The 15707-nt window shown below is 70.0% G+C and carries 12 protein-coding genes and 2 tRNA genes; 4 read left to right on the top strand and 10 right to left on the bottom strand.

What is annotated here, in order from left to right:
• Positions 1–174 precede the first annotated feature (174 nt).
• Positions 175–1074: a rhomboid family intramembrane serine protease gene (locus ACIQZN_RS27195; protein ID WP_403999366.1), complete on the bottom strand. Its 900-nt coding sequence runs from the start codon at positions 1072–1074 to the stop codon at positions 175–177.
• Between the two features lie 155 nt (positions 1075–1229).
• Positions 1230–1757 (bottom strand): peptidylprolyl isomerase, encoded by a 528-nt coding sequence (locus ACIQZN_RS27200; protein ID WP_403999045.1) that lies wholly within the window; start codon positions 1755–1757, stop codon positions 1230–1232.
• Between the two features lie 305 nt (positions 1758–2062).
• On the opposite strand from ACIQZN_RS27200, the gene ACIQZN_RS27205 reads away from it, so the two are divergent.
• Entirely contained in the window at positions 2063–2803 is a 741-nt protein-coding gene (locus ACIQZN_RS27205) for a DUF5324 family protein (protein ID WP_403999048.1), read from the top strand.
• Between the two features lie 203 nt (positions 2804–3006).
• Here ACIQZN_RS27205 and ACIQZN_RS27210 read toward each other — a convergent pair.
• A tRNA-Ala gene (locus ACIQZN_RS27210) sits at positions 3007–3079 on the bottom strand.
• A 168-nt stretch (positions 3080–3247) separates the two neighbouring features.
• On the opposite strand from ACIQZN_RS27210, the gene ACIQZN_RS27215 reads away from it, so the two are divergent.
• A complete protein-coding gene (locus tag ACIQZN_RS27215; protein ID WP_143622091.1) occupies positions 3248–3796 on the top strand; it encodes a helix-turn-helix transcriptional regulator in 549 nt (182 codons plus the stop codon).
• 57 nt (positions 3797–3853) lie between these two features.
• On the top strand, positions 3854–5197 hold the full coding sequence (locus ACIQZN_RS27220) for a serine/threonine protein kinase (RefSeq protein ID WP_403999051.1): 1344 nt from the start codon (positions 3854–3856) through the stop codon (positions 5195–5197).
• A gap of 21 nt (positions 5198–5218) precedes the next feature.
• On the opposite strand, the gene ACIQZN_RS27225 is transcribed toward ACIQZN_RS27220, so the two are convergent.
• The 3 genes from ACIQZN_RS27225 to ACIQZN_RS27235 form a co-directional block, all read right to left on the bottom strand.
• A complete protein-coding gene (locus tag ACIQZN_RS27225) occupies positions 5219–6553 on the bottom strand; it encodes a hypothetical protein (protein ID WP_403999369.1) in 1335 nt (444 codons plus the stop codon).
• Positions 6554–6570: 17 nt separating this feature from the next.
• Positions 6571–8532: a VWA domain-containing protein gene (locus ACIQZN_RS27230; protein ID WP_403999054.1), complete on the bottom strand. Its 1962-nt coding sequence runs from the start codon at positions 8530–8532 to the stop codon at positions 6571–6573.
• Between the two features lie 150 nt (positions 8533–8682).
• Entirely contained in the window at positions 8683–8817 is a 135-nt protein-coding gene (locus ACIQZN_RS27235; protein WP_003958712.1) for a DLW-39 family protein, read from the bottom strand.
• A gap of 295 nt (positions 8818–9112) precedes the next feature.
• On the opposite strand from ACIQZN_RS27235, the gene ACIQZN_RS27240 reads away from it, so the two are divergent.
• A complete protein-coding gene (locus tag ACIQZN_RS27240; protein ID WP_403999057.1) occupies positions 9113–9496 on the top strand; it encodes a DUF6344 domain-containing protein in 384 nt (127 codons plus the stop codon).
• A gap of 329 nt (positions 9497–9825) precedes the next feature.
• Here ACIQZN_RS27240 and ACIQZN_RS27245 read toward each other — a convergent pair.
• From ACIQZN_RS27245 to gyrB, 4 genes are all read right to left on the bottom strand, one after another.
• Positions 9826–9902 (bottom strand) — tRNA-Ile (locus ACIQZN_RS27245).
• Between the two features lie 76 nt (positions 9903–9978).
• Positions 9979–10578 (bottom strand): DUF3566 domain-containing protein, encoded by a 600-nt coding sequence (locus tag ACIQZN_RS27250; protein WP_403999060.1) that lies wholly within the window; start codon positions 10576–10578, stop codon positions 9979–9981.
• 93 nt (positions 10579–10671) lie between these two features.
• Positions 10672–13326, bottom strand: coding sequence for a DNA gyrase subunit A (gene gyrA / locus ACIQZN_RS27255; RefSeq protein WP_403999063.1), 2655 nt, complete (start codon positions 13324–13326; stop codon positions 10672–10674).
• 46 nt (positions 13327–13372) lie between these two features.
• On the bottom strand, positions 13373–15460 hold the full coding sequence (gene gyrB / locus ACIQZN_RS27260; protein WP_403999066.1) for a DNA topoisomerase (ATP-hydrolyzing) subunit B: 2088 nt from the start codon (positions 15458–15460) through the stop codon (positions 13373–13375).
• Between the last annotated feature and the right edge of the window lie 247 nt (positions 15461–15707).

Raw genomic sequence — 15707 nt, forward strand, 5'->3', positions numbered from 1 at the left:
TGACTGCAGCCGCCCCCGCCCCGGGGCGGGACGCCCCTTGTCCCGACTGGAAAAACCCAGCTCAGGGACAAGGGGCACAGTTGTACCCGCGATATGCACAAGATCCGGATCAGGCTGTGGAACCCTGTGGACAACTTCGGTCACAAATGGTCCACACTTGCCGTGCGGGCACTTCTAAGTGAGGGCGGCCGTTCTCGTCACCACGATCAGGACGACGGCCACGAGCACCAGTGCACAGGTCCCGAACTGCACCAGATCACGCCGCTCACGCGGGGCGTGCACCATGCCGATCCCGATCAGCACTCCGGCGATCAGCCCGCCGACGTGAGCCTGCCAGGCGATCCCGCCCCAGGGGTTGAAGGTGAGGAGCAGGTTGATCGCGAGGAGCGTGAAGACCGGGCGCATGTCGTAGTTCAGCCGGCGCATCAGTACGACGGTGGCGCCCAGCAGTCCGAAGATGGCGCCCGACGCACCCAGCGACGGCTGGTTCGGCTCCGCCAGCCAGTACGTCAGGGCACCACCCGCCAGCCCCGAGAGCAGATAGAGCGCCAGATAGCGGGCCCGGCCCAGCACCGCTTCCAGCGGTCCGCCCAGCCACCACAGGCCCAGCATGTTGAAGGCGATGTGCCACACCTCCTGGTGCAGGAACATCGACGTCACCAGCCGGTACCACTGGCCTTCCGCGATGCCCTCGGGCGGCCCGCCGTAGTAGAAGTTGGCACGGCCGAGCAGCACCAAGCGGTCGAGCAGCGCGTCGTCGGCCAGCACCGCGACGAACACCGCGAGATTGATCCCCAGCAGGATCTTGGTGATCAGCCGGGGGTCCGCCGCGACGACGCCCCCGGCCAGGGTGCGCGGACGGGCGGCGGACGCGCCACCCCCCGTACCGGACCCCTGGCGGACGCAGTCCGGGCACTGGAAGCCGACCGACGCGTCGACCATGCAGTCCGGGCAGATGGGCCGGTCGCAGCGGACGCACCGGACAGCCGTCTCCCGGTTCGGGTGGCGGTAGCAGTGGGCCGGCCCCTCGACGGGCGGGGGCGGTCCGGACGCGCCCGGCGGCTGCTGGTCCATCGGTCCCATGGCTTCCCGGTCCCCTCGGTCCTCGTCATCGCACGGGTGCGCACGACACCGCCCCGCGCATCCGTTCTGCCATGAGATACGGACGGGCGGGGCGGTTGGTTCCCGAACGGGAAATCGGAGAGTGAGCGGACGGAAACGGAGGGCGATCAGCGCTTCTCGATCGCGACCGCTTCGATGACGACGTCCTGCACCGGCCGGTCGGTACGCGCGTTGGTCGGGGTCGCCACGATGGCGTCCACCACCTCCCGGCTCTTCGCGTCCTCCACCTCACCGAAGATCGTGTGCTTGCCGGTCAGCCAGGCCGTCGGCGAGACGGTGATGAAGAACTGCGAGCCGTTGGTGCCCGGGCCGGCGTTGGCCATGGCCAGCAGATAGGGCTTGTTGAAGGCGAGGTCGGGGTGGAACTCGTCCTTGAACTCGTATCCCGGACCGCCGGTGCCGTTCCCCAGCGGGTCACCGCCCTGGATCATGAAACCGCTGATCACGCGGTGGAAGACGGTGCCGTCGTACAGCCTGTCCGTGGACACCTTCCCGGTCCCCGGGTGGGTCCACTGGCGCTCCCCCTCGGCGAGCTCCACGAAGTTCTTCACCGTCTTGGGAGCGTGGTTCGGCAGGAGCCGGATCTCGATGTCGCCCTTGTTGGTCTTCAAGGTGGCGTAAAGCTGCTCGGCCACGATCTGCCTTCCGTGAGTCTGCACATGTGCTCTGCGCGACTGCGCCGCGCGCCGGCCCGCCCCGCTGACCGGGCCGGTCCGACGCTCCGATCCTTGCACGGGGCGCCTCCACGCCGCCGCGGCACGACCGATGCGGCCAAGTGCGTGACGAACCGGGGCGATACCTGACGAACCGTGGCATGGTCGTCGGAAGGTATTGAATGACCCGGATGCCCGCCCCGCATGCCGCACAGGGCCCACGCAGGCATGATCTCGAATTGGGTGGAAAGGCGGAGTACCTACCCGCCACCAAGGAGGAGGATCCCGTGACCCGCATCGACAGCGTGCGTGCCGCAACCGACTCGGCGAGGGACAGCGTGCAGCACGCCGCGGAAGTGGTGGCGCCCTACGCCGACTCGGCCAAGGACCAGGCCGTTCACTATGCGCACGAGGCCCGCACGCTGCTCGCACCGAAGGTGTCGAAGGCAGCGAAGCAGGCCCGTGTGCAGTACGGCGCGCACGTCGCCCCGCGTATCGAGCTCGCCCGCACACACGTACCCCCCAAGGTCGACGAGGTCGGCCGGCGCGCCGCGCTCCGCACCCGTCAGGCCGCCCGCAGCGCCGCGGACTACACCGTCCCCCGCATCGAGAACGCCCGGGCCGCCGCCCAGCCGGTGGCGGAGGAAGCCGCCGCCCGCAGCGCCGCCGCGGTGGCCGCCCTGCGCGGCCAGGTCACGGCGAAGCAGATCCGCAAGCTGGCCCGTAAGCACGAGCGGCGGGCCAGGGCGGGCAAGGCCTTCAAGGGCCTGGCCATCACCGGCGTCCTGGCGGGCGCCGGCTACGCGGTGTGGCGCTGGTGGGACAAGCAGGCCAACCCCGAGTGGCTGGTGGAGCCGCCCGCCCCCACCGAGGTCGACGACCGCGCCCCGCTGTCCTCCGTGGACGGCAGCCCGCACTCCTCGACGCTCCTGGACCCCGAGGTCGAGGCCAAGCAGGCCGACGCCGAGGCGGCCGGCGAGGACGGCCCGGACGCCACGGGCGGCACGAACCTGGACGACCGCGCCTGACCGGCGCACCCCGCACGACAGCACACGCACCAGCTACGGGCGCCGGAGGGCCGCGAGGTCTCCCGGCGCCCGTTCGCGTACCGGAGACCAGCCCTCCGCCGAACCTCTGAGAACCTGTCCGACTGCCGAGCACTCCGGCGCGGAACCATGCAAAGATCCCCCCTGATCCGCGTTTCCGCAGTTCAGGGGGGATCTCAGGGATGTGGAGCCTAGGAGATTCGAACTCCTGACATCTGCCTTGCAAAGGCAGCGCTCTACCAACTGAGCTAAGGCCCCGACAGCACGCAGCCCGAACACTTCGGTGTTACGGCCACCGCCGCAGAACAGAGTACCGGCTCATCCCCGTGATCCTGCAAAAATATGGGGACTCCCCGTGCGCGACCACGCTCCGTAAGATGCTGGTCGAGGTTCGCAGCAGCGAAGCCTATGCGAAGGGGAGACGCAATGGATGCAGCGCAGCAAGAGGCGACGGCCAGAGCCAGAGACCTCCAGCGCAGTTGGTACGGGGAGCCGTTGGGAGCGCTGTTCCGCCGGCTGATCGACGACCTCGGCCTCAACCAGGCCCGCCTCGCCGCGGCACTCGGACTGTCCGCTCCCATGCTCTCCCAGCTCATGAGCGGTCAGCGCGCGAAGATCGGCAACCCGGCGGTCGTCCAGCGCGTCCAGGCCCTTCAGGAACTGGCCGGCCAGGTCGCCGACGGCAGCGTCAGCGCCGCCGAGGCCACGGCCCGCATGGAGGAGATCAAGAAGTCCCAGGGCGGCTCGGTCCTCTCCGGCACCGGCCAGACCACATCCAGCGGCGGGGCACCCACCGTGCGCCGCGTGGTCCGGGAGATCCAGTCGCTGCTGCGCTCGGTCGCGGCCGCCGGTGACATCATCGATGCGGCGGACTCCCTCGCCCCGACGCACCCGGAACTGGCAGAGTTCCTCCGGGTGTACGGAGCGGGGCGCACCGCGGAAGCGGTGGCGCACTACGAGAGCCACCAGAGCTAGGTCCCGCGCGGTACGGGGACACGGGCCGGAACATGAACGGGGAGCGGGCGCAGCGCCATGGGTGAGGTCTTCGCCGGACGGTACGAACTGGTCGATCCGATCGGACGCGGTGGGGTCGGTGCCGTTTGGCGCGCCTGGGACCACCGGCGCCGCCGCTATGTGGCGGCCAAGGTGCTCCAGCAGAGCGACGCGCACACGTTGCTCCGCTTCGTCCGTGAACAGGCGCTGCGCATCGAGCACCCCCATGTGCTCGCACCGGCCAGTTGGGCCGCCGACGACGACCAGGTGCTCTTCACCATGGACCTCGTCAGCGGCGGCTCGCTGGCCCATGTCATCGGCGACTACGGCCCGTTGCCCCCTCGGTTCGTCTGCACCCTGCTCGACCAGCTGCTGGCCGGGCTCTCGACGGTGCACGCGGAAGGCGTGGTGCACCGGGACATCAAACCGGCCAACATCCTTATGGAGGCCACCGGTCGCGGCCGGCCGCATCTGCGGCTGTCCGACTTCGGCATCTCCATGCGCAAGGGCGAGCCCCGTCTCACCGAGACGAACTACGTGGTGGGGACGCTCGGTTACTTCGCGCCCGAGCAGATGATGGGCGCCGAACCGGACTTCCCCGCGGACCTCTTCGCGGTCGGCCTGGTCGCGCTCTATCTGCTCCAGGGCACCAAGCCCGATTCGCAGGCCCTCATCGAGCACTTCGCGGAGCACGGCACGCCCAGTGCCCCGGACGGCGTCCCGGAGCCGTTGTGGCAGGTCATCGCGGGGCTTCTGCAACCGGACCCGCAGGACCGCTTCCGTACGGCCACGGGCGCCCGCAAGGCCCTGAACGCCGCCGTCGAGATGCTTCCCGAGCCCTCGGACGCCGAGGAGCCGGTGGAGGTCTTCGACCAGATCGGCCCGCTGCCGGAGGGCTTCGGCCCCGACGGCCCCCTGCGGTCCGGCGGGGCGACGGCAGCGCACTCACCGGGTCCTCAGACAACCGACCCCCGAACGGACGGGCAGTTCACGCCGCAGCCCGGCGGACAGCAGACGCAGCCCTACCCCTCCGCACCGGCTTCCATGTCCGAGACGGGCAGCTTCCACCTCCCGCCCCCCGGGCCTGCCGTTCCCGCGCCCCACGCCCCGCAAACCGCGGCACCCGCGGCCCCGTACGGCTACCCGAACCCGGTCGGCTACACCGCCCCCGACGTGGCCCCCGTGCACGCACCGGCCCCCGGTCCGCACGATCTCCCCTCCACCCACCCCTACACGGCCCCCCAGCAAGGGGCGGCCCCCTACCAGGCACCGGCGTCCGCCCCGCGAACGCGTCAGGGACCGCCCCCGAAGGTGGCGGTCCCGGTCCTGCTGGTGGCGCTGGTCTGCTTCGCCGTGGGCATCTGGGCGCTGACCCAGTCCTGAGTACGAGGACGGCCGCCCCGCCTACCAAGCCTGGGGCGGCCCTCCGTACGGGTACTGCCCGCCCGTGGGCGCCGCCGGTGCGGCGGCCGCGCGGCGTCGCGCGATCAGGGTCCACGCCCCCAGCCAGAGCACCAGCACGGTGCCGGCGCCGATCCCGGCCGCCGCGACCAGCTTCATCGTGCCGCGCTCGCCCGCGGCCTCAGCGGCCTGCGCACCGCTCTGCCCGTGCCGCGCCGCGTCCTTGTCGCCCTGGGTCACGGCGAAGATCCCGGCATGGCCCTTGTACGGCGACCCCTCCGCCGCGCCCTTCACGCTGATCTTGAGGGTCAGCGCGATCGGCTTCTGCCCGTACGGCTTCGCGAGGTCCGGGCTCAGCGAGACGGAGAGGTAGTACCAGCCCGCGAACCGCATCCCGCCGACATCGTCACTGGAGTCGTAGCGGTTCGCGTACGCCACCGGCGGCAGCGGATCGAAGGGGACGGAGATCGGCTTTCCCGTATAGGCCGTGGGCGACACATCGGTGACGTGCCCCAGCGCGGGATTCTCCAGTGACACCGCCAGCGCGCTGCTGACGTACGCGCTCTTCTCGGAGGTGCTGTTGCTCAGCTCGGCCGTCGCGAAGAGCTGCTGGCCCCAGTCCACCGGCACCCGGTAGAAGAGCGTCTGCCCGGGCTCGATCCGGTCCTTCCACTCACCGGTCTCCAGGCTCGTGGCGTCGTAGTAACCGGCGCCTCCGCGACGGGTGTTGTCCGTGGCGGAGGCGGGCGGCGGCGGGGAAGCGGACGGCCAGGTCGTCGGGGCGGTGGTCGGCTGGGAGGAGGGTGTCGCGAGCTGCGGCTCGGAAGCGTAACGCAGCTCCAGGCCCCACTCCCCCTGGTCGGAGGTCTCCTTGCTCTCCCGCTCGATCAGCACGTAGTACGTACCGGCGCCCTGGCAGCTGCCGTCCTTCTCGACCCGCCGGGAGGCGTAGGCGGCGATGGGGCGCGGGTACTGCGCGGTCCCGAACACGGCGTCCTGCGAGCTGCACTCGTCGTCCGAGCTGTCCCGGATGCTGACCGTGATCCCGTCCCCGTACGACACCTTGCCACCGCCCTTCGGCACGACGACGGCGGACACATAGGCGTTCGTCTTCGCGTCCAGGTCCAGGCGGTAGTACAGCTTCTGCCCGCTCCGGATCGCGCTCTTGTAGACCCCGCCCGGATTCAGCTTCGACGCCTCGGCGCTGATGTCGTGGCCGACGGCCGACTCGGAGTCCGGATCGAAGGTGTACGAGCCGGGAGCACCGGCCGCGTACGCCTGTCCCGGCAGCGCCGCCACCGCGAACACCGCCGTCACCGCCGCGAGCGCCCCCCGCATCCTGCTGCGCCGCCTCATCACGCGCTTCCCCTCGTCATCCGTGCGGCCACCCCTCGGCGACCGCGTACATATACGAACACGGCCAGGATCACGGCCATGGCGGCAGCCCCCGCGCCCGCGGCCGCAACGACGGCCCATCCTGCCCCTCCCGCACCGCCACTGTCTGCGGCCGCGGCCGAATCGCCCCGCTTGTCCGTCCCCGTGCCCTCCGCGCCGCCGCTCTTCCCGCCCGCCGGCCCCGTAACCGCCGCGGCGTCACGTCCCGGCCCGGAGCGTTTCTCGCCCAGCACCGCCACCCGCAGCACCACACCGATCTCCGGGTTCTCCGCGATCTCCGCGGCCCGGGCGCCCAGCGTCACCGAGATGTAGAAGTCGCCCCCGACGCGCACCGGCTGGACGTACGACCGGTTCTCGTAGCGGTTGGTCCAGGCGACCGGGACCCCGCCCATCCGGACCGCCGCGGGGCTGCCGTCGTACAGCGTGCTCGTGTGGAACTCGCCGCCCCCGTCGAGCGGGAAGCGGTCCGGCGTGTAGAGCCGGGTAGCGCCGTACGAGTACGTGGAGCCGGCCCGGTCCACCGTGGGCTCGTTCGCGAACTCGACGGCGTAGGAGACCTGCTGGCCCCAGCCCGCCGGGACCTTGTAGAAGAGGGTCTGCGAGGGCAGGACGCGGTCGCGCCACACGCCGGGGCCGAGCTCCCGCGCGTCGTTGAAGCCGGTGCCGCCCCGCACCTCGCGCGGATCGCCCGTGGGCAGCGCGGCCTCCCCGTCACCCTCGCCGTACTCCGTCTCCGACTGGGCGGGCGTCACCCCCTCCGCCAGTGGCGCCTCGGTCCCGTACACCAGCTCAAGGGGCCAACGCGCCGCGTCCGAGCCCTTCTTGCTCGTCCGCTCCACCACGAGCCGGTAGCGGCCCGCGGCGTCGCAGGCGCGGCCTCCGTCCGGCGAGGGGATCCGGGCGACGGCGGCGGTCAGCGGTACCGCGCCCTCCCGCTGCGAGAAGCGCTCGGTGTCCGTCGCGCAGGACCCGTCTCCGGTGTGCTCGATCCTGGTGGTCAGGGCGTCGAACGTGTCCACGGCCGCCCCCGGCTGCGGGACCGCCGTCGCGGCGAGGTCCGCCGTGGAGGCGGCGTCGAGGTCCATCGCGTAGTACCGCTTCTCGCCCGGCCCGATGGTGTCCAGGTACTGCCCGGGCCGCAGTACGGGTGCCCGGTCGGCCGTGTCCGCGCCCGTCACCCGGCGGCCCTTCAGCCGGTAGCCGTCCGCCGAGAGCCGTGCGGCGCGCTGGAGTTGACGGGCCAGCGCGTCGGCGTCCGGCGCGTCGTAATAACGGCCGTTCCCCGCACGCGCGATGCACTCCAGCTGTTCGCGGGCGGGGCCCTTCACCTGGAAGCCGACGGTGTCGATGCGCAGCCCGAGCCCTTCCCCGCCGAGCCGCTCGGCAACCTCGCAGGGCGCCGGCGCACCGCAGTTGTCCTCGCCGTCCGAGACCAGCAGGATCGTGCGCGTGCCGATGGCGCCGTCCGCCGGCTCGGGCAGGTCCTCGGCCGCCTTGCGGAGCGAGAGGCCGATGGGGGTGTCACCCCGGGGCCGTACGGCCCCGACCGCCCGCTTCAGCGCGCCCCGGTCCAGCGCGCGCACCGGGTGCGCGAGGCGGGTGTCCGTGCAGCCGTGCGGCCGGTCCGCGCCGTAGACCCGAAGCCCGGTCGGGAAGCCGTCCGGAAGGCCGTCCACCACCGTGGAGACGGCCGCGCGGGCGCTCTCCATCCGGGTGCGGCCGGTGCCGTCGTCGTCCCCCATGGAGCCGGATGAGTCGAGCACCATCACCAGACTGCCGTTGCCGCCGGACCGTGCGGCCGCCGGTGCCCCGTGGGCGGCCGGGGCCGCCGGGGCCGGCAGCGCGCCCGCCACCAGGGCGAACAGCGCCCCGCCGATCAGAATCCCTGCCCGCGCACCGCCGCGGTGATGACCTGTCCTCACCCGTGCCCCCTCGACCGAACAGCCAATGCCTTTGCTCACGCAAGCTATTGATTTGCTTGCGCGAACTCAAGAGCACAGCTGTCACGGTCCCGCAACAGCACGAAGCCCCGGCCGCGTCAGCGACCGGGGCTCGTACCAGGCTGTTCCGTCTCAGACACCCGAACCCGCGGGCACGGAGTCGGTCGCCTCCGTCCACAGATCCTGCTCGGCGCGATCCGCCTGGATCTGGCGGTACACGAGGAGCCCGCCGATGGCGGCCAGTGCGACCAGGAGAAGCTTCTTCACCGCGCGACCTCGTCCTTCGTTGGCGTAGGGGACTTCTGCCGCCCGACTATACACACCGGCCGATATCGACCGGTGACCTCCCCGCAACCCAATTGGCGCCTGCCGACGTGCGGCCGGCGCCCCTCTGTGCGTGCCCCTCGGAAGCCCTCACCGGAAGCCGGGACGGGCCGGTTGAACCATACGAGTGGTGTTCATCTGAAGATCGGCGTATGCGCGGCGTCGGTCCACGAAATCGCGGGCCGGATCCACATCATCGGAAAGGTAAGCAAACCGGACCACCCGAAAGTGAGGGGCCATGAGCACCGTCACGGCCAAGAACATCTGGACCGCCTTCGTCACCGCGTTCTTCGCACTCCTCGCGGCCCTGGGCTTCGCGAGCTCCGCCGCCACCGCCGCGCAGGCCACGACCACGAACACGAACACGGAGCCGGCGGTCACGGCCCACGAGCACACGCCCGCCGCCCGCGCAACAGCGACCGGACCTTCGGTGCGATGGACCCTTCCGCGTGACCGGGCGCTGCCGCCCACGATGAAGCAGCGCATCCGCGCCGAGGCCCACGGCTCCTCACCCGCCACCCGGCATCTGTCCGCGGACACCAAGAACACCGTGAACACCACGGGCTCCGCCCGCTCATCCCACGGCACCACGGCGCAGGACGGCTCGCTCCTCCCACCGTGACAGCGCCGCAGCACCTGATCCCCTGAGCCCCCGGGCCGGTTCACACCGGACGGGGGCTTTCCCGTGCGCCCGCGCGTTCACACACACCAGGCGTCGAGAAGGCGGTGGACCACTGTCGCGACCATCAGGGCCCCGGCTTCGCAGGGGCCCTGGCCCGCATCTAGTACCGCCTCCTGGCCGACAGGACCGGGACCGTCCTCGGCGCCCTCACGCAGACGCTGCGCAGCCGCCTGCGGCGTACGGCCACGAGATGACGCGCAACCTACTCACGTGAGTAGGTTGCGCAACGCCGAAGGCCCCCCACCGTTACCGGTGAGGGGCCTTCGTACTGGTGGGGCTAACAGGATTTGAACCTGTGGCCTCATCCTTATCAGGGATGCGCTCTAACCAACTGAGCTATAGCCCCGCCGCGCTTTTCCGTCGCGCTGACTTCTGAAGATTAGCGCACGTCGGGGCCAGTCCCAAAATCGATACCCGCAGGGCTACTCGTCCTCGGCCAGCGTGAGCTCGACGCCGCCCACGAAGCCCGCCGACAGGTTGTAGATGAAGGCTCCCAGCGTCGCCAGCGCGGTCGCCAGGACCACGTCGATCACCGCGATGACCGAGGTGAAGATCAGGACCCTGGGCAGCGACAGGAACGCCTGGAGGTCGAAGCCGTTGCCCTCGTTGGAACCGGTCGCCTCGCTGATGGTGCCGCCCACGGTGGAGAAGACGCCCATCGCGTCCATCACCATCCACAGGACCGCCGACGCCACCACCGTGCAGATGCCGAGCGCGATGGACAGCAGGAAGCTGACCTTCATCACCGACCACGGATCGGCCTTGGACACCCGCAGGCGCGCCTTACGGGTACGCGGAGTGGTGCGCGCCCCCGTCCGCGGCTTGCGGGCCGTCTGGGCCGGTCCCACGCCCTGCTGGGCACCGTAGGGCCGCCCACCGCCCTGGGTCCCGCCCGGAGGCGAGGGGTAAGCCTGCGGCGGGTGGTACGGGCCCGCCTGGCCGGGTGCGGGTTCCCGCTCGCCGGGCAGCGGCCCGGTCGCGTAACCCTCGTACTGGGGCTGAGGGCCCCGTGTATCCGTCACAGTGCCCCCTTGGGAGTCCGTGGCGGGGCCACGGGCACCGTTACCTCCGGCTCCGGAAGCGGCCGAACCGGCGCCCGTGGCTCCACTCACGCTCTACTCCTCGTGCTCCCCGGTCGAGGACGACGTGTCCTCGACATTGCTGTCGACCGTGCTGCCGGCGGCCTCGTCGGCCGTGGTCAGCTCGGTCGTACCGCCTTCGGCGTCGCTGTCGACGGGTCCGTCGACCTCGTCGGCCTCGCGGCCCGCCTCGGCGTTGCGGGCGATGCCGACGACGGCATCCCGCTTGCCCAGATTGATCAGTTGGACGCCCATGGTGTCACGGCCCGTCTCCCTGACTTCGTTGACTCGCGTACGAATCACACCACCGCCGAGCGTGATGGCGAGGATCTCGTCCGTCTCCTCGACCACCAGCGCGCCGACCAGCGAGCCCCTGTCCTCCACGATCTTGGCGGCCTTGATGCCGAGGCCACCGCGACCCTGGACGCGGTACTCGTCGACCGGGGTCCGCTTCGCGTACCCGCCGTCGGTTGCAGTGAACACGAAAGTACCGGGCCTGACGACATTCATCGAGAGCAGTTCGTCTCCCTCGCGGAAACTCATGCCCTTGACGCCCGAGGTGGCGCGGCCCATCGGCCGCAGCGCCTCGTCCGTCGCGGTGAACCTGATCGACTGGGCCTTCTTGCTGATGAGCAGCAGGTCGTCGTCGGCCGAGACCAGCTCCGCGCCGATCAGCTCGTCGTCGGCGCCGTCCGCGGTCTCCCGCAGGTTGATGGCGATGACGCCGCCGGAGCGGGGCGAGTCGTAGTCCTTCAGCGCGGTCTTCTTCACCAGGCCGCCCTGGGTGGCCAGGATCAGGTAGGGCGCCGCGTCGTAGTCGCGGATCGCCAGGATCTGCGCGATCTGCTCGTCCGGCTGGAAGGCCAGCAGGTTCGCCACGTGCTGGCCGCGCGCGTCCCGGCCGGCGTCCGGCAGTTCGTACGCCTTGGCCCGGTAGACCCGGCCCTTGTTGGTGAAGAACAGCAGCCAGTGGTGCGTCGTGGACACGAAGAAGTGGTCGACGATGTCGTCTTCCTTGAGCTTCGTGCCGCGCACGCCCTTGCCGCCGCGCTTCTGCGAGCGGTAGTCGTCCGTCTTGGTGCGCTTCACATAGCCGCCGCGGGAGATCGTGACGACGATGTCCTCCTCGGCGATCAGGTCCTCGATGGACATGTCGCCCTCGAAGGGCACCAGCTTGGAGCGCCGGTCGTCGCCGAACTTGTCGACGATCGCCGCCAGCTCCTCGCTGACGATCTGCCGCTGCCGCTCGGGCGAGGCCAGGATCGCGTTGTACTCGTTGATCTTCGCCTGGAGCTCGTCGTGCTCGGCGGTGATCTTCTGGTGCTCCAGCGCGGCCAGCCGGCGCAGCTGCATCTCCAGGATCGCGTTCGCCTGGAGCTCGTCGATCTCCAGCAGGCCCATCAGGCCCTCACGGGCGACCTCGACGGTCTGGCTGCGCCGGATGAGGGCGATGACCTCGTCGATGGCGTTCAGGGCCTTCAGCAGGCCGCGCAGGATGTGCGCGCGCTCCTCGGCCTTGCGCAGCCGGAACTTCGTGCGCCGGACGATGACCTCGATCTGGTGCGTCACCCAGTGGCGGATGAACGCGTCGATCGACAGGGTGCGCGGCACCCCGTCCACCAGCGCCAGCATGTTGGCGCCGAAGTTGGACTGCAGATCGGTGTGCTTGTACAGGTTGTTCAGGACGACCTTGGCGACCGCGTCCCGCTTCAGTACGACGACCAGGCGCTGGCCGGTACGCGAGGAGGTCTCGTCGCGCACGTCGGCGATGCCGCCGACCTTGCCGTCCTTCACCAGGTCGGCGATCTTCTGCGCGAGGTTGTCGGGGTTGGTCTGGTACGGAAGCTCCGTGACGACCAGGCACTGGCGGTTCTGGATCTCCTCGACCGCCACGACCGCGCGCATCGTGATCGAGCCACGGCCCGTGCGGTACGCCTCCTCGATGCCCTTGCGGCCGACGACCAGCGCGCCGGTGGGGAAGTCCGGACCCTTGATCCGCTCGATCAGGGCGTCCAGCAGCTCCTCCTGCGAGGCCTCCGGGTTCTCCAGGTACCACTGGGCGCCGGACGCGACCTCGCGCAGGTTGTGCGGCGGGATGTTGGTCGCCATGCCGACCGCGATGCCCGCGGAGCCGTTGACCAGCAGGTTCGGGAAGCGCGCCGGGAGGACCGTCGGCTCCTGGTTGCGGCCGTCGTAGTTGTCCTGGAAGTCGACGGTCTCCTCGTCGATGTCCCGGACCATCTCCATGGACAGCGGCATCATCTTGCACTCGGTGTACCGCATGGCGGCGGCCGGGTCGTTGCCCGGGGAACCGAAGTTGCCGTTGGAGTCCACCAGCGGCATGCGCATCGACCAGGGCTGGGCCAGGCGGACCAGGGCGTCGTAGATCGAGGAGTCGCCGTGCGGGTGGTACGTACCCATGACGTCACCGACGACACGGGCGCACTTGTAGAAGCCCTTCTCGGGCCGGTAGCCGCCGTCGTACATCGCGTACAGCACCCGGCGGTGGACGGGCTTGAGGCCGTCCCGCACGTCGGGCAGCGCACGCGAGACGATGACGGACATTGCGTAGTCGAGGTAGGAGCGCTGCATCTCCGTCTCGAGCCCGACGGGCTCGACACGCATACCCACGCCCTCGACGGGCGGAACCTCTTCGGGCGTCACGGGTGCGGGGGTGTTCTCGTCGGCCATTGCTGGTCAAAGTCCTTTCGCGCTGCGGCTTGCTTGTACGGCCGACTCAGATGTCGAGGAAGCGGACGTCCTTGGCGTTGCGCTGGATGAACGAGCGCCGCGCCTCCACGTCCTCACCCATGAGCACCGAGAACAGGTCGTCGGCCTGCGCCGCGTCGTCCAGCGTGACCTGGCCGAGCACCCGGTGGTCGACGTCCATCGTGGTGACGCGCAGCTCCTCGGCGTTCATCTCACCGAGACCCTTGAAGCGCTGGATCGAGTCTTCCCTGATCCGCTTGCCGTTCTGCTTGCCGAGCTCCACGAGGGCGTCGCGCTCACGGTCCGAGTACGCGTACTCGAAGTCGTCGCGGCCCCACTTGATCTTGTACAGAGGGGGGCGCGACAGGTAGACGTGGCCGGCCTCGACCAGCGGACGCATGAAGCGGAACAGGAACGTCAGCAGCAGGGTGTTGATGTGCTGGCCGTCGACGTCGGCGTCCGCCATCAAGATGATCTTGTGATAGCGGAGCTTCTCGATGTCGAAGTCCTCGTGGACCCCGGTGCCGAACGCCGAGATCAGCGCCTGGACCTCGGTGTTCTGGAGGATCTTGTCGACCCGGGCCTTCTCGACGTTCAGGATCTTGCCGCGGATCGGCAGGATCGCCTGGTACATCGGGTTGCGGCCGGACTTGGCCGAGCCGCCTGCGGAGTCACCCTCGACGATGAAGATCTCGCACTTGGTGGGGTCGTTCGACTGGCAGTCGCTGAGCTTGCCGGGGAGCGAGGCGCTCTCCAGCAGCCCCTTGCGCCGGGTCAGGTCGCGCGCCTTGCGGGCCGCCACACGGGCGGTCGAGGCGGCGATGCCCTTGCGGATGATGTCGGCCGCCTCGTTGGGGTTGCGGTCGAACCAGTCCGTCAGCTGCTCGTGGACGACCTTCTGCACGAAGGTCTTGGCCTCCGTGTTGCCCAGCTTGGTCTTCGTCTGGCCCTCGAACTGCGGCTCGCCCAGCTTCACCGAGATGATCGCCGTCAAACCCTCGCGGACGTCCTCACCGGTGAGGTTGTCGTCCTTCTCGCGGAGCAGCTTCTTGTCGCGGGCGTACCGGTTGACCAGCGAGGTCAGCGCCGCGCGGAAGCCTTCCTCGTGCGTACCGCCCTCATGCGTGTGAATCGCGTTGGCGAAGGAGTAGACACCCTCGCTGTACTGCGTGTTCCACTGCATGGCGATCTCGACCGAGAGCAGCCGGTCCTTGTCCTCGGCCTCGATGTCGATCACCGACTGGTGGATGACATCGCCCTTGCGGGAGTTGAGGTACTTGACGAAGTCGACGATGCCGTTCTCGTAGTGGTACGTGACCGAGCGGGCCACTTCCTCCTCGGGAACCTCCACCGCCTCGGCGCTGTCCGCACCGGCCGTCGCCTTCGCCGACTCGCGCTCGTCGGTCAGCTTGAGGGTGAGGCCCTTGTTGAGGAAGGCCATCTCCTGGAAGCGGCGCGAGAGCGTCTCGAAGGAGTACTCGGTCGTCTCGAAGATGTCGCCGTCGGCCCAGAAGGTGACGCTGGTGCCGGTCTCGTCGGTCTCCTCGTTACGCGCCAGCGGGGCGGTCGGGACACCGAACTTGTAGTCCTGGGTCCAGCGGTACCCGTCGGTCTTCACCTCGACGGCCACCCGTGTGGACAGGGCGTTGACGACGGAGACACCGACGCCGTGCAGACCACCGGAGACGGCGTAGCCGCCGCCGCCGAACTTGCCGCCCGCGTGCAGGACGGTGAGGACGACCTCGACGGCGGGCTTGCCCTCGGACGGCACGATGCCGACGGGGATGCCACGGCCGTTGTCGATCACGCGCACCCCGCCGTCGGCGAGGATCGTGACGTCGATGGTGTCCGCGTGCCCGGCCATGGCCTCGTCGACCGAGTTGTCCACGACCTCCTGCACGAGGTGGTGGAGACCGCGCTCACCGGTCGAGCCGATGTACATGCCAGGCCGCTTGCGGACCGCGTCCAGACCCTCCAGCACGGTGATCGCGCTGGCGTCGTACGAGGACTGAGCCTCGGCCGGGACGGGAGCGGCGCCGCCCTCGCCCTGGGTGGACGGAATGTTCTCGTTGGGGTTGCCGGAATCGGCCACGAAGCGCCCTTTCTGGCACAGCACAGGCCGTTCTCCGGGCAGGCGGGAGCGGCTGCGTCGTTCGGCTTGTATCGACGAATCCCGCAAGACGCGGGATTGTTCATCAGTCTACCGGTAGCACCGACCCGAATGGGGGTTTGCGGGCACCTGAGTACGCATGTGCCGCCCTGAATGAGCGGCTGACGACTCCCCATATTCGGGACGGGGCCTCAAGGGGCTCACGCAGGCGTTGAGCGCTTCGGCCTGTCAGCCCTCCACTACGGTGAGGGAC

This window comes from Streptomyces sp. NPDC097595, from assembly GCF_044761525.1.
Taxonomy (GTDB): domain Bacteria; phylum Actinomycetota; class Actinomycetes; order Streptomycetales; family Streptomycetaceae; genus Streptomyces; species Streptomyces drozdowiczii_A.

Excerpts from the sequence above, each read along its gene's own strand:
- ACIQZN_RS27195 (WP_403999366.1), bottom strand. The coding sequence starts at position 1,074 with ATGGACCAGCAGCCGCCGGGCGCGTCCGGACCGCCCCCGCCCGTCGAG.
- ACIQZN_RS27215 (WP_143622091.1), top strand. The coding sequence starts at position 3,248 with ATGGATGCAGCGCAGCAAGAGGCGACGGCCAGAGCCAGAGACCTCCAG.
- ACIQZN_RS27220 (WP_403999051.1), top strand. The coding sequence starts at position 3,854 with ATGGGTGAGGTCTTCGCCGGACGGTACGAACTGGTCGATCCGATCGGA.
- ACIQZN_RS27225 (WP_403999369.1), bottom strand. The coding sequence starts at position 6,553 with ATGCGGGGGGCGCTCGCGGCGGTGACGGCGGTGTTCGCGGTGGCGGCG.
- ACIQZN_RS27240 (WP_403999057.1), top strand. The coding sequence starts at position 9,113 with ATGAGCACCGTCACGGCCAAGAACATCTGGACCGCCTTCGTCACCGCG.
- gyrA (WP_403999063.1), bottom strand. The coding sequence starts at position 13,326 with ATGGCCGACGAGAACACCCCCGCACCCGTGACGCCCGAAGAGGTTCCG.